Here is an 18,638-nt window from a genome sequence, read left to right as displayed (position 1 = left end):
AGTGTGATTGTTGTGTGTTGGGGCATTTCAGTGTTCTTGTGGGGCCTGCTGCGGAACCGTCTGCCAGGTGCCGGAGTAGGGGAAGCGCGCCTGGCAGTAACGCAAGGCGCCTAGAAAACGCGGTTCGAGCAGCGCCTGGCGGCCGTCGTACCAGCCGCTGGCCAGCAGTTGCCCGTGCAGGCGCGGCAGGCGCCAGCACGGCACCCGTGGGTACAGGTGGTGCTCCAGGTGGAAGTTCGAACCCAGGTGCAGCAGGGTGCTCAGCAAATCGGTGCGCGAACGGGCGACCGGCTGCTCGACACCGACGTCGAAGGCATGCTCCTGGTAGGCGTTGAGCGCCGACACCAGCAAGGCGACCAGCAGGCAGGCCAGCAGGGCCGGCAACAGCACCGGCCAGCGCATCACCAGCCATAGCCAGAACAGCGGCCACAGCACCTGGCAGGCCAGGTTGAACCTGGCCAGCAGGCGGATCTGCCCGGCCGGCAGCGGCAACGCGCCTTCGACCTTGGCGCCGGGCAGGGCCAGGCGCAGGGTCTGCAGCAGGTAGCGCGCGGTGGCGTGCAGGCGCGACACCAGCAGCCGGGTCACGGCCAGCCGGTAGCGCCGCAGCAGGCGCCAGTCCGGGTCCTTGGGGCCGCCGTTGTAGCGGTGATGCTGCCAGTGGTCGACGAAGTAGCCGGTGGCGCAGAAACCGCACAGCAATGAACTCAGCAGCACCGCCAGCAGGCAGCTGAGCAGGCGGTTGTGGCTGAGGTTGAAGTGCAACCCCTCGTGCCCGAGGATGCCTTGCACGAACAGGCCGTAGCCGGCCGGCAGCAGCAGCGGCCAGGCCAGCAGCCACGCCCAGGGCGCCTGTTCGGCGGCCACCACGAACAAGGCCAGGGGCACGCCGAACAGCAGCAGCGTGTAGCCGATCACCAACGCCGATTCCAGCGCCGACGGCGTCAGCAGGCGGCGGTCCGGGCGCAAGGCGGGCTTGTCCAGCGGCAGGTGCTTCATCGGCCTGGCCTCAGTCGATCAGTTCGGGCTTGAGCGCCAGTTGCCCGGCCTTGCTCAAGCTGCGCAGGCGCAGGCCGATGAAGGCGTCGACCAGGCTCGGCAGCCAGCGCGCGGTGTACATCGCCACGCTCCCCATGAAGGTCAGGCCACGGTTGCGCAGGCCGCGCTTGAGGCAAGCCCGCAGCAGCCCGTTGCTGGCGTCGTCGAGTTTTTCCTCCAGCGACAGCAGCACACGGTCGCCGCGCTTGAAGCTGACCAGGCGCTTGACCGACAAGCCCACCCGTTCGGCCGGGTCGTGGATGGCGGTGTCGATGAAGCCGGGGAACACCGTGACCACGTCCAGTTGCCCCGGGTACTGCATGCGCAGCACGTCGGAGTAGGCGCTCATGGCGCGCTTGCTGGTGGCATAGGCGGCGACATAGGGCGCGTTGACCAGGGCGAACAGCGAGGACACGTTGACCACCTTGCCGTGGGTGCGCAGCAGCGCCGGCAGGAACCGCGCGGTCAACTGCCAGGGCGCCAGCAGGTTGACTTCAAGCGCACGGCGCACTTCGTCGTTGACCCCGGTCTCGCCACGTTCGAGGGTGAGCACGCCGGCGTTGTTCACCAGGATGTCGATGTCGCCGAAGCGCTGCTGGATCGCGTCGACGGTCTCGTTCACCCGGGCCTGGTCGCACAGGTCGAGCTGGTAGTAGGCGTCGAAGTCGACGGCGGCCTGGGGTTCGAGACGATCGATGCCGATCACCGTGGCGCCCTGGCGCTTGAGCTTGCGCGCCGTTTGCAGGCCGAGGCCGCGCGCCGCGCCGGTCATGACGACGATCTTGTTGTGCAGGTTCACGAGTTGGCTCCCTTGGCGATGCTGAAGGTGGCGGTGTGCAGGTAGTGGTCGAGGTTGGCCGCCATGCTGAAGCGCCCCGGCGGGTGGAATTGCAGGCCACGGGTGCTGTTCAGCCAGTTGCTGGTGTCGTTGCTGCGGATGAACGCCAGGCCCCCCAGCATCTGCTGGGCCAGGTCCGAGGCCCGGGCCAGCTGTTGCTCGATGCCGTAGCGGGTCAGCAGCAGGCGCGCCAGCAGGTCGTCCGCGCCGTCGTCCAGGTGCTCGACCTCATGGGCCAGGCCCTCGACGGCGCTCAGGCACAGTTGCAGCTGGCTGGCCAGGTCGACACGCTGCAGGTCGTTCCAGCGCCGCTCGCCGACCACGGTCTCGGCCATCCCCAGGCAGGCGCCCAGGTAGGTGGCGCAGATCAGCAGCTCGAACCAGACGAAGCCGATGGTCTGCACTTCGCCCAGCTGCGCCTTGAGCCCGGCCGAGAAGATCATCTTGTCGTTGACGTAGACGTCCTCCAGGCGCAGCTCCAGGCTCTGCGCCCCGGCCAGCGCGCTGTTGGCCCAGAACGGGTGGCGGCTCATGCCGGGCGCCGCAGCCGGAATCAAGGCGATCATCAGCTCTTCGCCCTGGTCGGTGTCACGGCTGAAACTGGCGGTCAGCAGGTCCATGGAACTGGCCAGGCTGCAGGGTTGCTTGCTGCCATTGAGGCGCACGCCGTCGGCCAGGCGCACCGCTTCCATGCCGGCGTCGAGGATGCCACCACCCGGCACGCCTTCGGCGAAGCCAGAGGCCACCAGCAGGCGTTGCTGGGCGATGGCCGACAGCAGCAGGCCTTCGGCGCCCGCGCCCTTGGCCGCCACGGCGACCAGGCTGGCGACGGAGAACTGGTGCATGGTGCTGGCGATCGCCAGCGAGGGCGACAGGGCGCCGATGGCCACCTGCACCTGTACCGCCTCGAGCGCCGTGGCACCCAGGCCGCCAGCCGCCTTGGGCACCAGCAGGCCCACCGGGCCGGTGCGCTTGAACCAGTCCACGACCGGGCTGCCATGGGCTTCGCGCTGGTCGAAGGGCAGCTCCGCCAGCAAGCGGGCGAAGCCGGGGGCGAAGTGTTCCAGGGTCTGCCTGGAGCGCTGTAGCAATGACAAGGGCATTACATCAATCCTTGATCTGACTGTTCGGGAACAGGCCATTGATGATGGCGCTGATGTTGTCGCGGATCGCCTGGCGGGCCACGGGGTCGAGCATGTCGGCGAGCATCGGCATGCCCAGGTCGAAGCAGGAGTGGAAGGCGATGCTGGCGCCCTCGGGCGCTTCGCTGACCTGCCAGTACCCCGAGAAGTGGTCGATGTCGCCGGCGGTCTGGCGGAAGTGGATGTGCAGGTTGGCGGGGTCGAAGACATCGCGCTCCTGCCACTTGAGAATGCCGCTGTGGAAGTTCACCTCCCAGTTGCTGAGCACCTGGTTGTCGTCGATCGACTCGATCTCGATGTTGCGCACCGACTCGCACAGTTGCGGGTACAGGCTGAAGTTGCTGATGGCGGCATACACCTGCTCGGCGCTCTGGCTGGGAACGTAGGCGTTGAGGCTGACTTCTTTCATGTCGCTCTCCTTATTGGGCGAAAGTGCGGGCGAGGGCGGTGGCGAGGCCGTCGAGCAGCCAGGCCACATCGCTGTCGCTGTACAGCGCGGGTGGCGTGAGGCGGATCACCCGGTGATCGTTGAGCGAGTGATTGACGACGATGCGCTGGTCGATCAGGTGCATGACCATGTTGGCGGCCAGCCCCGCGTCGGCGAACTCCAGCCCCAGCAGCAGGCCGGTGCAGCGCAGGCGCACCTGGTCGGCGCGAGGGTGCTGGCGCAGCACGGCTTGCAGGCCGCTTTGCACCTGCTGCCCGAGGGCCTCGGCCCGCGCCACCAGGCCGTCGCGTTGCATGACCTGCAGCGTGGCCAGTACCGCGGCCATGGCCAGCGGGTTGGCGCCGAAGGTGGTGGTGTGCATCAACGGGTTGCGGTTGAGCGGCGCCTGGATGTCGGGGGTGCAGACCATGGCGCTGACCGGCACGCAGCCGCCGGACAGGCTCTTGCCCACCAGCAGGATGTCGGGCACCACGCCTTCGTGGTCGCAGGCCCACCAGCGCCCGGTCCGGCCCAGCCCCGACTGGATCTCGTCGGCGATCAGCACCGCGTTGTGCTGGTCGCACAGCTCGCGCACCTGGCGCAGGTAGCCGGTTGGCGGCAGGATCACGCCGGCTTCGGCCTGCACTGGCTCGAGGATCACGCAGGCGCGTTCAGGCAGCCCTTCGAGGGTGTGACGCAGTGCCTCGATGTCACCGAAGGGCACGAACTGGCTCTCGCCCAGGCGGTTGGCGAACGGCGAGCGATAGAGCTCCCGGCCGGTCACCGCCAGCGCGCCCAAGGTCTTGCCGTGGTAGCCGCCGACGGTCGAGATCACGTGCTTGCAGTCGTTGAGCCAGGCCAGCTTGAGCGCCGCCTCGGTGGCTTCGGTGCCGGAGCTGCAGAAGTACACATATTGCAGGTTGCCGGGGCAGACCGCGGCCAGCGCGGCGGCGGCCTGGGCCTGGTACGGGTTGAGCAGCAGCTTGCTGGCCAGCGGATGGCTGTGCAGCTGGTGGCTGACCCGCTCGAGCACGTCGGGGTGCCCGTGACCCAGCAGGAACACGCCATAGCCGCCGGCGTCCAGGTAACGATTGCCCTGGCTGTCGAACAGGTACACCCCGGCGCTCGAGGCCTCGATCGGCAGGTTCATCATCGAGGCCAGGCGGGCGTAGCCGGCGTTGACGTGATCGCGGTATTGCTGCTGGATCAGCGCCGAGTCAAAGACATCGGGCATTGTGCTGAAACTGTTCATCGTGCTCAGGCCTCCAGGGCGACGTCGGCGCGGCGTTGCGTCGGGGTGGGCACTTTCAGCATGCGTTGCATGGCCGAGAGCTTGGGCGACAGGCGGGCGAGGGTGAGCGCCAGCTCTTCGCGCGGCGAGCGTTGCGCCAGGCGCCTGGCCGGCAGCAGTTGGGCCAGCGAGCTGGGCAGTGGCTGCAGCAGGCTGGCGTAGCGGCACAGCTGGGTGGCCCGGCCAAGGGCCGCGCGGATGTTCTCTTCAAGCGCAGGCAGGAACACCGGGCGCACCAGGCGCTCGTAGATGTCGGGGTTCATGCAGCGCGGGCGCTGGAACGGCTTGCCTTGCTGGGCCATCTCGGCGCACATCAGGTCCAGCAGCGTGCGGATGTCCAGCGCCTGCGGGCCATTGCTGAGGAAGTAGTCGTCGCCGATCAGGCGCTGGTCCAGCGCGCTGACGATGGCCGCGGCGGCGACGTCGCGGGCGATCACGTCGACCCGGCCGTCCTCGGGGCACGGGATGATCGGCAGGTAGCCCGACATCATCAGCCCCATGGTCAGGTGGAAGCCTTGCAGGATGGGCATGTGGCCAGTCTGGCTGTCACCGATGATGATCGACGGGCGGAAGATCGACACCGGCACACCGGCCTCGCGCACCAGGGTCTCGGCCTGGCGCTTGACGATCTCGTAGGGCGTCGAGGGCATCACGCCGGGGTGGTAGTCGCACGGGTGGGTGAACGCGGTGCTGATGTGGTAGAGCGGTACCTGGGCGTCGCGCACCAGCTGCAGCACCTGCTCGGTACCCTGGTAATTGACCGAGAACACGGCTTCGGCATGGCCGTCCAGGCGGGTGATGGCGGCGCTGTGGATCACCCAGTCGATGCGTGGCAGCAGGGCCAGGTAGTCGGCGGCGCTCAGGCCCAGGCGTGGTTGGCAGATGTCGCCGCGCAGGGTCTCGACGCCGGGGTGGCGAATCGCGCTGCGCCGGGTCAGGCAGATCAGGTCGTAGCGCTCGGCCAGTTGGTCAATCAGGGTATCGCCCAGTACGCCGGCACCGCCGGTAAGGAAAACAGTCATCCGTGAGGGACCGGACATGTGCTTGCACTCCTTGCTCGCAGAAAGTGGGTGAAATGGCAGTTTTTTCATGGGCGGCCGCCCGCACGCCTGTGCAAGCGACCACGTGATCGAAACGAAGAAAAAAGCCGGCCTGGGCCGGCGGCAATGCCTGCGCTAGGAAGTGGAGATCCCGGTCAGCGGAGGTCGGAAGGGATGATGGCGTTTCACTACTGCTGATTCTTGAACGAATCGCTCGTATTGCGCAGCACCAGGGCGACGCGGCTGGGCGACATCCCGACCATGCGCCGCATCATGCGGGTGAGGTGGGCCTGGTCGGCGAAACCGCCGGCCATGGCCGCGTCGCTGAGGCTGGCATCGTGGGCGAGGGCGTGGCAGGCACGTTCGAGCTTGCGCCAGATGATCCATTGCGAGAGCGGCACGCCCATGTGGCGGGTGGCGAAGAAGCGCAGGCGCGGGCTGGAAAGGCCGACGGCGCTGGCCGCGCGGGAGATCGCGCCGATCCCCGCGCAATCGTCGCGCAACAGGTGCAGGGCATTGGAGAGCCGAGGGTCGAAGGCATCGTCGGTCACTAGCAGGCGCTCCAGGGTTTCGACCACCTCCTGGAAGCTGTCGGCCTGGCGGATGCAGTTGACGATCTCGGCGCTGGCCACTGCCGTGCCGCTGGCGTCGACCAGGGCATTCAGCGCCCGGCCCAGCGGCGCGTCGGGGTAGAGATAGAGGAACGCGATGCGGTCGGGGCTGGGCAGGGAACGGTGGTCGACAAAGGGGCCGATGATCACCCCGGCCCCGGTCAGCGTGCGGCCAGCGAGCTCCACGGTGATGTCGCCGCGCAGGCCGATACAGAGCTGGATGGCAACATGGGCATGGGCGCTGGTCTGGTCGGCCTTGCCGGTATAGCCCAGCCAGTAGTCACCGAAGGTTACCTCGCCATCCCATCTCATCGCACGTCCCTGAAGCCCGTCCCTGACAGGCTGGCCATCCCTCGGCCAGCCACTGAATCGCCGGCAATGATAGCGGTCTGATATATGCCGGTCGATACAATTCGCAACATATAATCATTTGCACTGACGCCAGCCGTTTCAGCACTGGAACTTCTTGAACTTTTGTCGCTCTCATGCCGGTAGCCATTGGTCGTGGCCGCCTGATAAGCTCGCGGCTTTACCCTGATTGCCCCTATGGCGCATGAACAAGGAAATAGCATGAAACAGCATCGTTTGGCGGCTGCGGTTGCCCTGGTAGGCCTGGTCCTGGCCGGTTGCGACGCCCAGACCAGCAGCGTCGAGCTGAAGACTCCGGCACAGAAAGCCTCCTACGGTATCGGCCTGAACATGGGCAAGAGCCTGGCTCAGGAAGGCATGGACGACCTGGATTCCAAAGCCGTCGCCCAAGGTATCGAAGACGCTGTCGGCAAGAAAGAACAGCGCCTGAAGGACGAAGAGCTGGTCGAGGCCTTCAGCGCCCTGCAGAAGCGCGCCGAGGAGCGCCTGGCCAAGGCCAGCGAGGAAGCGGCCGCCAGCGGCAAGAAATTCCTCGAGGAAAACGCCAAGAAACCAGGCGTGGTCACCACCGCGTCCGGCCTGCAGTACGAAGTGGTCAAGAAGGCCGATGGCCCGCAGCCCAAACCAACCGACGTGGTCACTGTCCACTACGAAGGCAAGCTGATCGACGGCAAGGTATTCGACAGCTCCGTCGAGCGCGGCAGCCCGATCGACCTGCCGGTCAGCGGCGTGATCCCAGGCTGGGTCGAAGGCCTGCAACTGATGCACGTCGGCGAGAAGTACAAGCTGTACATCCCGGCTGAACTGGCCTACGGCGCCCAGAGCCCGAGCCCGCTGATCCCGGCCAACTCGGTCCTGGTATTCGACCTGGAACTGCTGGGCATCAAGGACCTGAGCAAGGCTGAAGTCGAAGAAGCTCCAGCCAAGTAAACCCTGGCTTGCTGCTCCCTGGCGCCCCGTTTCGACGGGGCGTCGTCGTTTTCAGGGTCGCTTGACGCGAACGATGGCCTGCGCCACTGTCGCAAACTATGCTGGCCCGCGAACACGGGTGTGGTTGTCGCAAAACGTTTGCGTCATTGAAACGACTGTGTAAAAAACGCCCGATCCGTGCCCGGCCCTTGCCTGGCGGGCACCTGGTGCCGTGAAGGCGACCCTGTTCACAAGGTTATCCACAATTTTTGTGGATAACCTTCCTGGCTCCTCTGGAGGTTTCATGAGCGCACCCTGGAATTTTGCCCGCTTCCTGCCCTTGGCCGAGCGCCTGCTCAGCCGCGGGCGCTTGCCGGCGCTGCTGTTCGCCGTGGCCCGCAAGGGCCCCAAGCTTGGGCAACTGCGTGAGGATGTGCGGCTGATGCAGGCGCTGTGCCTGGCCTGGTGGCGTGGCGAGTACCGTGCCGTGAGCCCCAAGGCGTTGGTCACCATCGTCGCCGGGCTGCTGTACTTCGTCAGCCCGTTGGACGCGATCCCGGACTGGTTGCTCGGTGTTGGTTTGCTCGACGACATCGCCGTGCTGGGCTGGGTACTCAAGACCGTCGCCGACGAGCTGGGCCGCTTCAAGGCCTGGCGCGACAGCCAGGCTCCAGAGAAGCTGCGGGTGGTCGAACGCCTGCCGGACACCCCTGAAGCCCTGCGCCTGGAACGACCTGGCAACTGAGTTCACCGGATCCCCGAGGTTGGTAATATAATTGGCATAAGCGTTATGCCTACGGATTACATGCCGTGATCCAACGTCAAGGGGGTTGTTATGGGTATTCAGGTCATCAGCCGGGACGGTCAGCCCGAGTACGCCGTCGTGCCCTGGGAGCAATACCAGGCGCTGCTCGTGGCCGCAGGCCAGGCACCTGCCAACGTATCAGGCACCACCGACAACGTCGAAAGCACACCTCGGAGCGCCAGCTTGTCCTCTCTGGATCAGCTGGCGTCGTTGCGTCAGGCGAAGGGGCTGGCGCCTGAACAACTGGCGCGTACGGTTGGCATCAGCCCGGCTTATCTCGCCATGATCGAGGCCGGCGAGCGACGCCCGGATGCGGCGATCCTGCGCAGCCTGGCCTGGCACCTGGGTGTGGCGGGCTGGAGCGAACCGTCATGAGCCAGGTCAGGATCAGCCGTCAGCAATGGGAGAACCTGTTGACCGAGCTCGACCTGGCCCGCCGTCAACGCCACCTGCTCACTTACCGCGCGCTGCTCGAGCGTCTGCAGCTGCCCAGCCCGGCCATGCAGACCCTGACCGCCGCCCTGGAGTATCTCGCCGTACTCGATGCCCGCGCCGAGCAACCCTTGCGCAGCTCGCTGGTGATCAGCCAGGGCGCCAGCCGCCTGCCGCGTACCGGGTTCTTCGAATGTGTCGAGCGGCTGGGACGGTTCTCGGGACCGGTGGATGGCATGGAGGCGGCGTCCTGGCATGCCTCGGAGGTGGTGCGGGTGTTCGAATACCGCTATCCGGAGGCCGAACGGGCCTGATGTTCGCCCCAACACACCTTTGTAGGAGCGGCTTCAGCCGCGATGCAGGCAACGCGGTACCTGGCACCCGCTTCGCGGGTGATCGCGGCTGAAGCCGCTCCTACAGCGTGGTATCAATCAGGCTCAGGCTCGGCCCGCGGGTATCCTTGGCCTGGCGCTTGGCCTGGGAGGCCAGTTCCGCCAGTTGCCCGGCATCCAGCTCGAGGCTGCTCCCGGCCGCCAGCCACACCACTCCGATCGAGAGCGACAGCAACGCAAACGTTTCGCGCTGGCCCTGGCGGTTGTGCGAGGTGAAGCACCCTGCCTCCAGGTGCTCGCTGCGGTAGAAGCGCCGGCACTGCCGGGCAAAGGCTTCCAGCAGCAGTTGCAGGCGCGCGTGCCAGTCCCTGGACCCCAGCACCAGCATGAAATCGTCCCCACCGATATGCCCGACGAAGTCACGGCTCGGGTCCACGCAATCGTTCAGGCACTGGGCCAGGCACAGTAGTACTTCATCGCCCCGGGCGTAACCGTAGATGTCGTTGAACGGCTTGAAGCTGTCGATATCGACGTAGCACACCGCCGCCTCGCGCTGCTGTTCCAGCAGGCGGGCCAGGCACTGCTGGATCGGCACGTTGCCCGGCAGCAGGGTCAACGGGTTGGCATGCCGGGCCTGCTGGAGCTTCTGCTCGGTGATCAGCTTGAGCACGTCGATCACCCGCCCCAGCCCCAGGTAACGGCCGCTCTGGGTGATGATGAAATCTTCCTCGATACGCTGGCGGGCACGGCTGGTGAGCAGGCGGCTGACCTGTTGCAGCGATTGGCCGCGCTCGACGGCCAGGTAGTCCTGGCTCATCAGCCGGCTGATCGGCTTGCGCGCGAACAGGTCGGTACCGAAGGGCTTGAGCAGGGCATCGGCCAGCGAATGGCGATGCACGATGCCGCAGGGTTTGCCGCGCTCGTCCAGCACGGCCAGGGAGTTCAGGTTGGCCTGGCGGCGAAAGGCTTCGAGCACGTGCTGCGTGGCGGTGTCGAGGGTCACCGCCGGTTGCTCGATGAGCAGGGCGCTGAGGTCGCGGCTGTCTTCGCCCAGGGCCACGCCGGTACCCGGTGCCTGGGGCAGCAGGGTGAGGGTGTCGCGTGGTGGAAACTCCTGGGGACGGCCAAGCAGGTAGCCCTGCACCAGGTCGACGCCCATCTCGCCGAGTACCGCCAGTTCTTCTTTCAGCTCGATACCTTCGGCGATCACCTGGGCACGGGAAGCGCGGGCGATCTGCAGGATGGAGCCGACGAATTCGCGCTTGAGCGGGTCCAGGTGAATACCGTCGATGAAGTGGCGGTCGATCTTCACATAGTCGGGGCGCAGTTCCGACCACAGGCGCAGGCTCGAATAACCGGCCCCGAGGTCGTCCAGGGCGATGGAGAAACCCATGTCGCGGTAGTGGTGCAAGGCGTTGTACAGCAACTGGAAGTCTTCGGTGGGGGTCTGTTCGGTCAGCTCGATGACCACGCGGCTGGGCGGCAGACCAACCTGTTCGAGCATTTTCAGGGTGCGTCCGGAGGGGTGGTGGGGTTCGAGCAGCGATTCCGGCGAAATGTTGAGGAACAGCTTGCCTTCCAGGCCCTGCTCGCTGAAGCGGCGGCAAGCGCTTTCCCGACACAACACTTCCAGCTCGCTCAGGCGCCCGGCCTGACGGGCGATGGCGAACAGGTTCAACGGCGAGTGCAGCGGGCTGTTGGACGGGCCGCGGCTGAGGGCCTCGTAACCGAGGATGCGGCGTTCGGACAGGCAGACGATGGGCTGGAACAGGCTATGGACGCTGCGTTGAGCCAGGATGGCGCTCAATGCGCTGAGCTGTTCGGTGACGGTCATGGACTGCTTCCTGAATGAAAAAAGGCCGGACGCTTGCACGTCCGGCCCTTCTATTTCACGACAGCCCGATGACTGTTTGATGACAGGTCACATTATTCTGCCATCACTTCAGTGCTTGGCCACCGAAGTGCTCAGGCCCAGGTAGTCGAGCAGGATGCGACCAGTCTCGGACAGGTAGGCGTCGTCCTCGGGCTTGGTGTCTTCCGGCTCGGCCGGCAGCGCATCCTCGTCTTCCTTCTTCAGCTCTTTGAGCGGCTCCTCGCCCTTGGCTTTGCGACGAATGTTCTCAAGCGCCAGTTGCTTGGCCTCGATCTCGTCGTGGCGGGCGCGACGCTCCTGCTCGTTGAGGCTGACGGTCTTCTCGTTCATCAGCTTCTGCGTCAATGCCAGGCGGTCGCGGATGTAGACGAACTCGGCGTCCTTGTCGCTACGTGCGTCATGCTGCGCCTTGAGTTGGGCCAGGAACGGCTTGAACGGGTCGGAAGCCGGCTTGACCACCGGGCGGATGGTGTCCCAGGGCATGGCTTCAGGCAGCGCGCTTTCGCCGATTTCCTTGGTATCGATGATCGACGGATAGGCGATGTCCGGCAGCACGCCCTGGTGTTGGGTGCTCTGCCCGGAAACCCGGTAGAACTTGGCCAGGGTGAGCTTGAGTTCGCCGTGGTTGAGCGGCTGGATGGTTTGCACGGTGCCCTTGCCGAAGGTCTGGCCACCGATGATCAGCGCGCGGTGGTAGTCCTGCATGGCACCGGCGAAGATCTCCGAGGCGGACGCCGAAAGGCGGTTGACCAGCAGCGCCAGCGGGCCCTTGTAGAAGGCGCCGGGGTTCTCGTCCTCGAGCACGTCGACACGGCCGTCGGCGTTGCGCACCAGCACGGTCGGGCCTTTCTCGATGAACAGGCTGGTCAGTTCGGTGGCTTCCTGCAGCGAGCCGCCGCCGTTGTTGCGCAGGTCGATGACCACGCCGTCGACCTTTTCCTTCTGCAGTTCGGTCAGCAGTTTTTTCACGTCGCGGGTGGTGCTCTTGTAGTCGGGGTCACCCGCGCGGTAGGCCTTGAAGTCGAGGTAGAAGGCCGGGATCTCGATGATCCCCAGCTTGTAGTCGCGGCCGTCCTGCTTGAGCTTGAGCACCGACTTCTTCGCCGCCTGCTCCTCGAGCTTCACGGCTTCGCGGGTGATCGCGACGATCTTGCTGGTCTGGTCGTTCGGCGCGTTGCTGGCCGGGATGACCTCCAGGCGCACCACCGAGCCTTTCGGGCCGCGGATCAGCTTGACCACTTCGTCCAGGCGCCAGCCGACCACGTCGACCATTTCCTTGTTGCCCTGGGCGACGCCGATGATCTTGTCGGCGGGGGCGACCTGCTTGGTCTTCGCCGCCGGGCCGGCCGGCACCAGGCGCACGATCTTGACCTGGTCGTTGTCGCTCTGCAGCACCGCGCCGATGCCTTCGAGCGACAGGCTCATGTTGATGTCGAAGTTCTCGGCGTTGTCCGGCGACAGGTAATTGGTGTGCGGGTCGTAGGACTGGGCGAAGGTGTTGATGTAGGCCTGGAAGATGTCTTCGGCACGGGTCTGGTCCAGGCGCGACAGCTGGTTCTTGTAGCGCTTGGTGAGGGTTTCCTGGACCTGCTTGAGCTCTTTGCCGGAGATCTTCTGGCGCAACACCTCGTCCTTGACGCGTTTGCGCCACAGGTCGTCGAGTTCGGCCTGGTTCTTCATCCACGGGGCGTCCTTGCGGTCGACCAGCAGGTCTTCCTTCACCGTGAAGTCGATCTTGTCGACGCCTTTGTTGAGCTCAGCCAGGGCGAAGTCCAGGCGCTGCTTCACGCGGTCCAGGTAGCGCTTGTAGATGGTGAAGCCGGGTTCGAGGTTGCCGCTCTTGAGGAAGTCGTCGAACTGGGTTTTCCACTTGTCGAACTCGGCGATGTCCGCGGCGGTGAAGTAGCTGCGCGAAGGGTCGAGCAGCTTGATGTAGCTGTCATAGATGATGACCGAACGGGCGTCGTCCAGCGGCGGCTTGCTGTAGTGGTGGCGCTTGAGCAGCTCGACGATGTTGAGGCTGGCGACGACTTCGTCGCGGTCCGGCTGCAGGCTGTCCCACTTGTTGGCGGCGGCCGCATTGCCACCGAGCGCGAGGCTGCCGAGCCCGATCACCAGGGCGAGGGCGGTGCTGGGGAGGAAATGCTTCATGCTGATTCGACGTGGAGGCAATTGATCACGCATAGTAGGCCGTCTTTTCCGTTCGCCGGTTCCATGAAACCGGACGCATACTGCAAAAAGCCTGGGACGTGCTCGCCCAGGCTCAGTCATATGATTCAACTATGGAGGCACTGTGAAGGCATTGCAAGGCGTTGACGGACATGTGGCCTGGGTCGAGGCTGATCGTCCGGCCTGTGACGCGGGGCAGGTGCGTATTCGCGTGGCCGCTGCAGGGCTGAACCGCGCTGACCTGTTGCAGATGAAGGGGCTGTATCCGCCACCGCCAGGCGCCAGCCCGTACATGGGCCTGGAGTGCGCCGGCGTGGTCGAGGAAGTCGGTGCCGGCGCCGCCTGGCGCGTGGGCGACCGGGTGTGCGCGCTGCTGGCCAGCGGGGCCATGGCCGAGGAAGTGGTGGTCGATGCCCGCCATGTGCTGCCGGTACCCGAGGGCCTGAGCCTGCACGAGGCGGCGGCGCTGCCGGAGGTGTACGCCACGGCCTGGTTGAACATCTTCCAGCTCGGTGGCCTGAAGGCTGGCGAGAAGGTGTTGGTGCATGCCGGCGCCAGTGGCGTGGGCTCGGCGGCCATCCAGCTGTGCAAGGCCTTTGGCAGCCCGGTGTGGGTCAGCGTAGGCTCGCCGGAGCGCCTGGCTTACTGCCAAGGCCTGGGCGCGGCGGGTGGCGTGGTGCGCAACGCCAACCTCGACGAGCTGGAGCAGCTCGGGCCATTCGATGTGATCCTCGATCCGGTGGGGGCTGGTTACGGGCAGTTGAACCTCAACGTGCTGGCCCGCGACGGACGCTGGGTGATCATTGGTTTGATGGGCGGACGCAAGTTCGAGCTGGACCTGGCGCTGGTGCTGGGCAAGCGCCTGGAGATCACCGGGTCGACCCTGCGCAACCGCGACGACGGGTTCAAGGCCGAGTTGCTGCGCGAACTGCAGCAGCAGGTGTGGCCGTTGTTCAGCGAAGGACGGTTGTCGCCGCAGTTGGTTGACACTTACCCAGTCGAATTCGCCCAGGCGGCGTATGCCGAGCTCGAGAGCAACCAGGTGTCGGGCAAGCTGGTCATGGTGATCGATCCGAGCTTGAGTTAGATCCGTTCGCCGGCAAGGCACGCTCCCTGTAGGAGCCGGCCTCGCCGGCGAATAGCGGTTTCACGACCAGCTCAGGATCGGCCAGCCATTGATCTGGGCATGCTCGCGCAACACCGAATCCGGATTCACCACATGCGGATGATCCACCTTCAGCAACAATGGCAAGTCGTTCCTTGAATCGGAATAGAAACTCGCCCCCTCCAGATTTTCCTGCTCCTGGTCCAGCCACTCCAGCAACCGGGTGATCTTGCCTTCACGGTAGGTCAACACGCCGTGGGTCTTGCCGGTAAACACCCCGTTCACCGCCTCCAGTTCGATCGCCAGGTATTCATCCACGCCCAGGCGTGCCGCGATCGGCCCCACCAGGTGCGTGCCGCTCGCCGAGATGATCAGGATCCGATCGCCACGCTTGCGGTGCTCGGCGATGCAGCGGCAGGCGTCGCCATGGATGATCGGCTCGATCACATCCTCCACCCACGGTTCGACCAGGTGCTCGACTTCTTCCAGGGTGCGCCCGGCGATGGGCTCCAGGCTGAAGGCCATGTAGTCCTCCATGGCCAGGTGGCCCTTGCCATAGGCCTCCATCAGCTCATGGTCGCGCTTGAGGAACGCCTTGCCGTCGACCCAGCCCAGCCGGGCCATCTGCTCGCTCCACAGCGACGCGCAGTCACCATGGATGAGGGTTTCGTCCAGATCGAAAATTGCCAGTGCCATGCGTTGATGCTCCTTAGGCTACTTCCCGTAGCGCCGTGGGGTCGATCGACAAGGATACCCGCTGGCCGTCGGCGTGCAGGTCGGCCGCCGAACGGTTGAGCACGTCGACCACCAGCTCCACGTCGCGTACCTTGACCCGATAGCGGATGACGTTGCCCAGCAGGCTGTGGCTGCGCACCTCGCCGTCCAGCTCACCGTTCAATCCGAGGGTGATGGACTCCGGGCGGATCGCCAGGCGGCTGGTCACCTGGCGTTGCAGCAGGCGGCTGGCGCTGTCGGCGTCGAGCAGGTTGTAGTTGCCGATGAAGCCCGCGGCGAACAGGTCGACGGGGGCGGTGTAGAGGGTCTCGGCGTCGCCGCTCTGGACGATGCGGCCCTGGTTCATCAGGACGATGCGGTCCGACATGGTCAGTGCTTCTTCCTGGTCGTGGGTGACGAAGATGGTGGTCAGCCCCAGCTCGCGCTGGATCGCGCGGATCTGCTCGCGCAGGTGCTTGCGGATGCGCGCATCCAGCGCCGACAGCGGCTCGTCGAGCAGCAGCAGGCGCGGACGGGTGACCAGTGAGCGGGCCAGGGCCACGCGCTGGCATTGGCCACCGGACAGTTGATGCGGGTAGCGGCCGGCAAAGCTGCCCAGTTCCACCAGGTCGAGCACTTCGCGCACCCGGGCCTGGCTCTCGTCGGTTTTGACCTTCTGCATGCGCAGGCCGAACGCGACGTTCTGCTCCACGGTCATGTTGGGGAACAGCGCGTAGCTCTGGAACACCATGCCGATGCCGCGCCTCTGCGGGCTGAGCGGGACGATGTCCTGGCCGTCGAGCAGGATCCGCCCTTGGTCCACCGGCGTCAGCCCGGCGATGCAGCGCAGCAGGGTGGACTTGCCGCAGCCGGAGGGGCCGAGCAGGGTGACGAACTCGCCGCGCTCGATCTGGCAGTCGATGTTCTCGAACACCGGGCTGCCGGCGTAGCTTTTTTGCAGTTTCTGTACGCTGACGAAGCTCATGTCAGGTCTTGTCCTTGTTCAAGCGGTTGGCGACCCAGGTCAGCACCAGCACGAAGGCGAAGTAGGAAATCACCAGGGCGCTGTTGAAGTGGCCGCTGCTGTTGCGCATGTTGTTGAGGTACACCTGCAGGGTTTCGTAGCGGGTGCCCACCAGCAGGTTGGCGAATACGAACTCGCCGAACAGGAACGAGAACGACAGCAGCAACGCCACCATCAGGCCCTTGCGCAGGTTGGGCAGCACCACCAGGAAGGCGGCCTGCCAGGTGCTGGCGCCCAGCAGCTGGGCGGCGTCCATCAGGTCGCGCAGGTTGATGGCCTGCAGGTTGTTGGTGATGGCCCGGTACATGAACGGCAGGGCGATGGTGAAGTAGCAGCCGATCAGGATCCACGGCGTGCCGACCATGGCCATCGGCCCGCTGCCGTACAGCTGCAGCAGGCCCACCGAAGACACCACCGGCGGCACCGCGAACGGCAGCAGGATCAGCACGTTCATCAGCGCGTCGAGTTTCGGGAAGTGGTAATGCACCACGAACAACAGCGGCAGGATCAGTACCACCGACAGCACCAGTGCACCCACGCACACCAGCAGCGACTGGCCGAAGGCGGCGAGGAAGCGCGGTTCGCTCCACAGCGCGATGTACCACTTCAAGGTCAGGCCACTGGGCAGCAGGGTCGCCGACCAGCTGGTGGCCAGCGAGTAGAGCAGGGTGCCGGCCAGCGGCAGCAGCAGGATCAGGAACAGCAGGTACACCACCACCCGGTGGTAGAGCCCGCCTGCATTGTGTTCAGCGCGCATGGTAGCTCCTCTTGAGCAGCCATTGATGGACCACCGTGACCACGGTCATCAGCCCCACCAGTACCATCGCCAGGGCACTGGCCAGGTTCGGGTCGAGGCTGATGTCGCCGGCCACCAGCCCGGCGATGCGGATCGGCAGCACGTTGAAGTTGCCGGTGGTCAGGGCATAGACGGTGGCGTAGGCGCCCAGGGCGTTGGCCAGCAGGATGACGAATGTGCCCAGCAGTGCCGGGGTGAGCACCGGCAAACCGATGTGCCGCCAGAACTGCCAGTGGCTGGCGCCCAGCAGCGCGGCGGATTCGCGCCAGTCTTCACGCAGGGCGTCGAAGGCGGGGTAGAGCAGCAGCACGCCCAGGGGAATCTGGAAGTAGGTGTAGACCAGGATCAGGCCGGTCTTGGAGTAGATGCTGAAATCACCGAGCAGGCCCATCTGCTTGAGCAGCAGCGTCAGCGCGCCGTTGAAACCCAGCAGGATGATGAAGGCGAACGCCAGCGGCACGCCGGCGAAGTTGCTGGTCATGTTGGCGAAGGCGCTGACGAAGTCGCGCAGCTTCGAGTCGACCCGGCGTAGCGAGTAGGCGCCCAGCGTGGCGATGACGATGCCGAACAGGCTCGACCAGAAGCTGATCTCCAGGCTGCGCTGCAGCGCCTGCAGGTAGAACTTCGAGGCGAAGATCTTGCTGAAGTTGGCCAGGCCCCAGCCGCTTTCGCCCTGCAGGCTGTTGAGGGCGACCCAGGCCAGCGGCGCGACCTGGAAAATGATGAAGAACACGGCGAACGGCAGCAGGCAGAGCAGGGCCAGGTAGCGGCCGCGATGGCTTGCATTCACTTGAGCAGCTCCCGGCAGACCGGCTTGTCGTGGGGCGCCCCCAGCAGCTCGCAGATCGTCCCGCACAGCTCGGTCTGCAATGGCTTGGCCGCCGGGTCGAGGCTGAACGCCTCGCCGAAGACGAACAGCGGCACTTCGCGTTCCTCGGCCAGCAGGCCGTTATGCGAGCGGTCGTTGTTCATGCCGTGGTCGGCGGTGACCAGCACCTGGTAGCCCTCTTCCAGCCAGCGCGGCAGGTAGTCGGCCAGCAGGATGTCGGCGCTGCGCGCGGCGTTGCGGTACTGGCTGCTGTCCAGGCCGTGGCGGTGGCCGGCGTCGTCGATGTTCATCGGGTGCACCAGCAGGAAGTTGGGGGCGTGGCGGCGTCGCAGGTACTCGGCGTCGGCCAGCAGGTGCGAATCGGGGTAGTGGTCGGCGTAATAGAACAGGCCGTGCTGGATGGGCAGCTTCGGCGCGTGGGTGTGGCGGTCGCGCAGCGGGTCGAACGGCGAGCGGTTGTACAGCTCGCTCATCCAGTGATAGGCCGCCGCCGCGGTGCCCAGGCCCGCCTCGCGGGCGTAGTGGAACACGCTGCGCTGGTTGGACAGGCGGTTGACGTTGTTGTGCACGATGCCGCTGTCGATGGGCGGCACGCCGGTGAGGATGCATTCGTACAGCGGCCGCGACAGCGACGGCAGTTCGCATTCCACGCGATACAGCGCGGCGCGGTCGGCCTCGACATAGGCGTGCAGGTGGCCCATGGCGTGGTGCGCGACCTGGTGGTTGAGGCCGTCGAGCAGGACCAGGATGACGTTGTGGTTCATTTATGACTCCGCAAAAAAACGGGGAGGGCCTTGCCCTCCTTTCGCGACGCAAGGCCGCTCCCACAGAGGTCGTGCAAACCTCGGGGGCGACGCGTGCCCTGTGGGAGCGGCCTTGCGTCGCGATGGGCTG

General features: G+C 65.7%; 19 protein-coding genes. 5 read left to right on the top strand and 14 right to left on the bottom strand.

Annotation, left to right across the window (positions count from 1 at the left end; translation table 11 throughout):
* Positions 1-27: 27 nt before the first annotated feature.
* The 7 genes from P5705_RS16875 to P5705_RS16845 form a co-directional block, all read right to left on the bottom strand.
* On the bottom strand, positions 28-999 hold the full coding sequence (locus P5705_RS16875; protein WP_277461993.1) for a fatty acid desaturase: 972 nt from the start codon (positions 997-999) through the stop codon (positions 28-30).
* A gap of 10 nt (positions 1,000-1,009) precedes the next feature.
* A complete protein-coding gene (locus P5705_RS16870; protein ID WP_277461992.1) occupies positions 1,010-1,837 on the bottom strand; it encodes an SDR family NAD(P)-dependent oxidoreductase in 828 nt (275 codons plus the stop codon).
* On the bottom strand, positions 1,834-2,979 hold the full coding sequence (locus P5705_RS16865) for an acyl-CoA dehydrogenase family protein (RefSeq protein ID WP_277461991.1): 1,146 nt from the start codon (positions 2,977-2,979) through the stop codon (positions 1,834-1,836). The genes P5705_RS16870 and P5705_RS16865 overlap by 4 nt, the downstream gene beginning before the upstream one ends.
* Before the next feature lie 4 nt (positions 2,980-2,983).
* On the bottom strand, positions 2,984-3,427 hold the full coding sequence (locus P5705_RS16860) for a type II toxin-antitoxin system RatA family toxin (RefSeq protein WP_213659997.1): 444 nt from the start codon (positions 3,425-3,427) through the stop codon (positions 2,984-2,986).
* 10 nt (positions 3,428-3,437) lie between these two features.
* The gene (locus P5705_RS16855; RefSeq protein ID WP_277461990.1) at positions 3,438-4,679 is read right to left on the bottom strand and encodes an aspartate aminotransferase family protein; all 1,242 of its coding nucleotides are present in this window, start codon (positions 4,677-4,679) and stop codon (positions 3,438-3,440) included.
* Between the two features lie 23 nt (positions 4,680-4,702).
* Entirely contained in the window at positions 4,703-5,758 is a 1,056-nt protein-coding gene (locus P5705_RS16850) for an SDR family oxidoreductase (RefSeq protein WP_277461988.1), read from the bottom strand.
* Between the two features lie 206 nt (positions 5,759-5,964).
* Positions 5,965-6,699, bottom strand: a complete 735-nt coding sequence (locus tag P5705_RS16845) for an AraC family transcriptional regulator (RefSeq protein WP_277461986.1) — start codon at positions 6,697-6,699, stop codon at positions 5,965-5,967.
* Between the two features lie 258 nt (positions 6,700-6,957).
* Here P5705_RS16845 and P5705_RS16840 point away from each other — a divergent pair, with 258 nt between their 5' ends.
* The 4 genes from P5705_RS16840 to P5705_RS16825 all read left to right on the top strand — a co-directional run bounded on the left by P5705_RS16840 (position 6,958) and on the right by P5705_RS16825 (position 9,216).
* Positions 6,958-7,686, top strand: a complete 729-nt coding sequence (locus tag P5705_RS16840; protein ID WP_011532713.1) for an FKBP-type peptidyl-prolyl cis-trans isomerase — start codon at positions 6,958-6,960, stop codon at positions 7,684-7,686.
* Positions 7,687-7,969: 283 nt separating this feature from the next.
* Positions 7,970-8,410: a YkvA family protein gene (locus tag P5705_RS16835; RefSeq protein WP_011532714.1), complete on the top strand. Its 441-nt coding sequence runs from the start codon at positions 7,970-7,972 to the stop codon at positions 8,408-8,410.
* 90 nt (positions 8,411-8,500) lie between these two features.
* Positions 8,501-8,845, top strand: a complete 345-nt coding sequence (locus P5705_RS16830; protein WP_277461985.1) for a helix-turn-helix domain-containing protein — start codon at positions 8,501-8,503, stop codon at positions 8,843-8,845.
* Positions 8,842-9,216, top strand: a complete 375-nt coding sequence (locus P5705_RS16825; protein ID WP_011532716.1) for a hypothetical protein — start codon at positions 8,842-8,844, stop codon at positions 9,214-9,216. Before P5705_RS16830 ends, P5705_RS16825 begins: the two co-directional genes overlap by 4 nt.
* Positions 9,217-9,316: 100 nt before the next feature.
* Here P5705_RS16825 and P5705_RS16820 read toward each other — a convergent pair whose 3' ends face one another.
* Positions 9,317-11,068: a bifunctional diguanylate cyclase/phosphodiesterase gene (locus tag P5705_RS16820; RefSeq protein WP_277461984.1), complete on the bottom strand. Its 1,752-nt coding sequence runs from the start codon at positions 11,066-11,068 to the stop codon at positions 9,317-9,319.
* A 108-nt stretch (positions 11,069-11,176) separates the two neighbouring features.
* On the bottom strand, positions 11,177-13,258 hold the full coding sequence (locus tag P5705_RS16815; RefSeq protein WP_277461983.1) for a carboxy terminal-processing peptidase: 2,082 nt from the start codon (positions 13,256-13,258) through the stop codon (positions 11,177-11,179).
* Positions 13,259-13,400: 142 nt separating this feature from the next.
* On the opposite strand from P5705_RS16815, the gene P5705_RS16810 reads away from it, so the two are divergent.
* Positions 13,401-14,363: an NAD(P)H-quinone oxidoreductase gene (locus P5705_RS16810; RefSeq protein WP_277461982.1), complete on the top strand. Its 963-nt coding sequence runs from the start codon at positions 13,401-13,403 to the stop codon at positions 14,361-14,363.
* A 60-nt stretch (positions 14,364-14,423) separates the two neighbouring features.
* Here P5705_RS16810 and P5705_RS16805 read toward each other — a convergent pair whose 3' ends face one another.
* From P5705_RS16805 to P5705_RS16785, 5 genes are read right to left on the bottom strand one after another with little or no spacing between them, the layout of a single operon-like run.
* The gene (locus P5705_RS16805; protein ID WP_277461981.1) at positions 14,424-15,077 is read right to left on the bottom strand and encodes an HAD family hydrolase; all 654 of its coding nucleotides are present in this window, start codon (positions 15,075-15,077) and stop codon (positions 14,424-14,426) included.
* Positions 15,078-15,090: 13 nt separating this feature from the next.
* Positions 15,091-16,080, bottom strand: coding sequence for an ABC transporter ATP-binding protein (locus P5705_RS16800; RefSeq protein WP_277461979.1), 990 nt, complete (start codon positions 16,078-16,080; stop codon positions 15,091-15,093).
* Position 16,081: 1 nt separating this feature from the next.
* Positions 16,082-16,876 (bottom strand): ABC transporter permease, encoded by a 795-nt coding sequence (locus P5705_RS16795; protein ID WP_277461978.1) that lies wholly within the window; start codon positions 16,874-16,876, stop codon positions 16,082-16,084.
* Positions 16,866-17,705 carry an ABC transporter permease gene (locus P5705_RS16790; protein ID WP_277461977.1) on the bottom strand — a complete coding sequence of 280 codons (840 nt, stop codon included), beginning with the start codon at positions 17,703-17,705 and terminating at the stop codon, positions 16,866-16,868. The genes P5705_RS16795 and P5705_RS16790 overlap by 11 nt, the downstream gene beginning before the upstream one ends.
* A complete protein-coding gene (locus P5705_RS16785; RefSeq protein ID WP_011532724.1) occupies positions 17,702-18,508 on the bottom strand; it encodes an alkaline phosphatase family protein in 807 nt (268 codons plus the stop codon). The genes P5705_RS16790 and P5705_RS16785 overlap by 4 nt, the downstream gene beginning before the upstream one ends.
* Positions 18,509-18,638 lie beyond the last annotated feature (130 nt).

The organism is Pseudomonas entomophila, assembly GCF_029478665.1.
Lineage (GTDB): Bacteria > Pseudomonadota > Gammaproteobacteria > Pseudomonadales > Pseudomonadaceae > Aquipseudomonas > Aquipseudomonas entomophila_F.
This window is presented reverse-complemented; position numbering and strand designations above follow the sequence as displayed.

Coding starts and splice junctions, on each gene's coding strand:
- P5705_RS16875 (WP_277461993.1), bottom strand. CDS start 999: ATGAAGCACCTGCCGCTGGACAAGCCCGCCTTGCGCCCGGACCGCCGC.
- P5705_RS16865 (WP_277461991.1), bottom strand. CDS start 2,979: ATGCCCTTGTCATTGCTACAGCGCTCCAGGCAGACCCTGGAACACTTC.
- P5705_RS16860 (WP_213659997.1), bottom strand. CDS start 3,427: ATGAAAGAAGTCAGCCTCAACGCCTACGTTCCCAGCCAGAGCGCCGAG.
- P5705_RS16855 (WP_277461990.1), bottom strand. CDS start 4,679: ATGCCCGATGTCTTTGACTCGGCGCTGATCCAGCAGCAATACCGCGAT.
- P5705_RS16850 (WP_277461988.1), bottom strand. CDS start 5,758: ATGACTGTTTTCCTTACCGGCGGTGCCGGCGTACTGGGCGATACCCTG.
- P5705_RS16845 (WP_277461986.1), bottom strand. CDS start 6,699: ATGAGATGGGATGGCGAGGTAACCTTCGGTGACTACTGGCTGGGCTAT.
- P5705_RS16840 (WP_011532713.1), top strand. CDS start 6,958: ATGAAACAGCATCGTTTGGCGGCTGCGGTTGCCCTGGTAGGCCTGGTC.
- P5705_RS16835 (WP_011532714.1), top strand. CDS start 7,970: ATGAGCGCACCCTGGAATTTTGCCCGCTTCCTGCCCTTGGCCGAGCGC.
- P5705_RS16830 (WP_277461985.1), top strand. CDS start 8,501: ATGGGTATTCAGGTCATCAGCCGGGACGGTCAGCCCGAGTACGCCGTC.
- P5705_RS16825 (WP_011532716.1), top strand. CDS start 8,842: ATGAGCCAGGTCAGGATCAGCCGTCAGCAATGGGAGAACCTGTTGACC.
- P5705_RS16820 (WP_277461984.1), bottom strand. CDS start 11,068: ATGACCGTCACCGAACAGCTCAGCGCATTGAGCGCCATCCTGGCTCAA.
- P5705_RS16815 (WP_277461983.1), bottom strand. CDS start 13,258: ATGAAGCATTTCCTCCCCAGCACCGCCCTCGCCCTGGTGATCGGGCTC.
- P5705_RS16805 (WP_277461981.1), bottom strand. CDS start 15,077: ATGGCACTGGCAATTTTCGATCTGGACGAAACCCTCATCCATGGTGAC.
- P5705_RS16800 (WP_277461979.1), bottom strand. CDS start 16,080: ATGAGCTTCGTCAGCGTACAGAAACTGCAAAAAAGCTACGCCGGCAGC.
- P5705_RS16795 (WP_277461978.1), bottom strand. CDS start 16,876: ATGCGCGCTGAACACAATGCAGGCGGGCTCTACCACCGGGTGGTGGTG.
- P5705_RS16785 (WP_011532724.1), bottom strand. CDS start 18,508: ATGAACCACAACGTCATCCTGGTCCTGCTCGACGGCCTCAACCACCAG.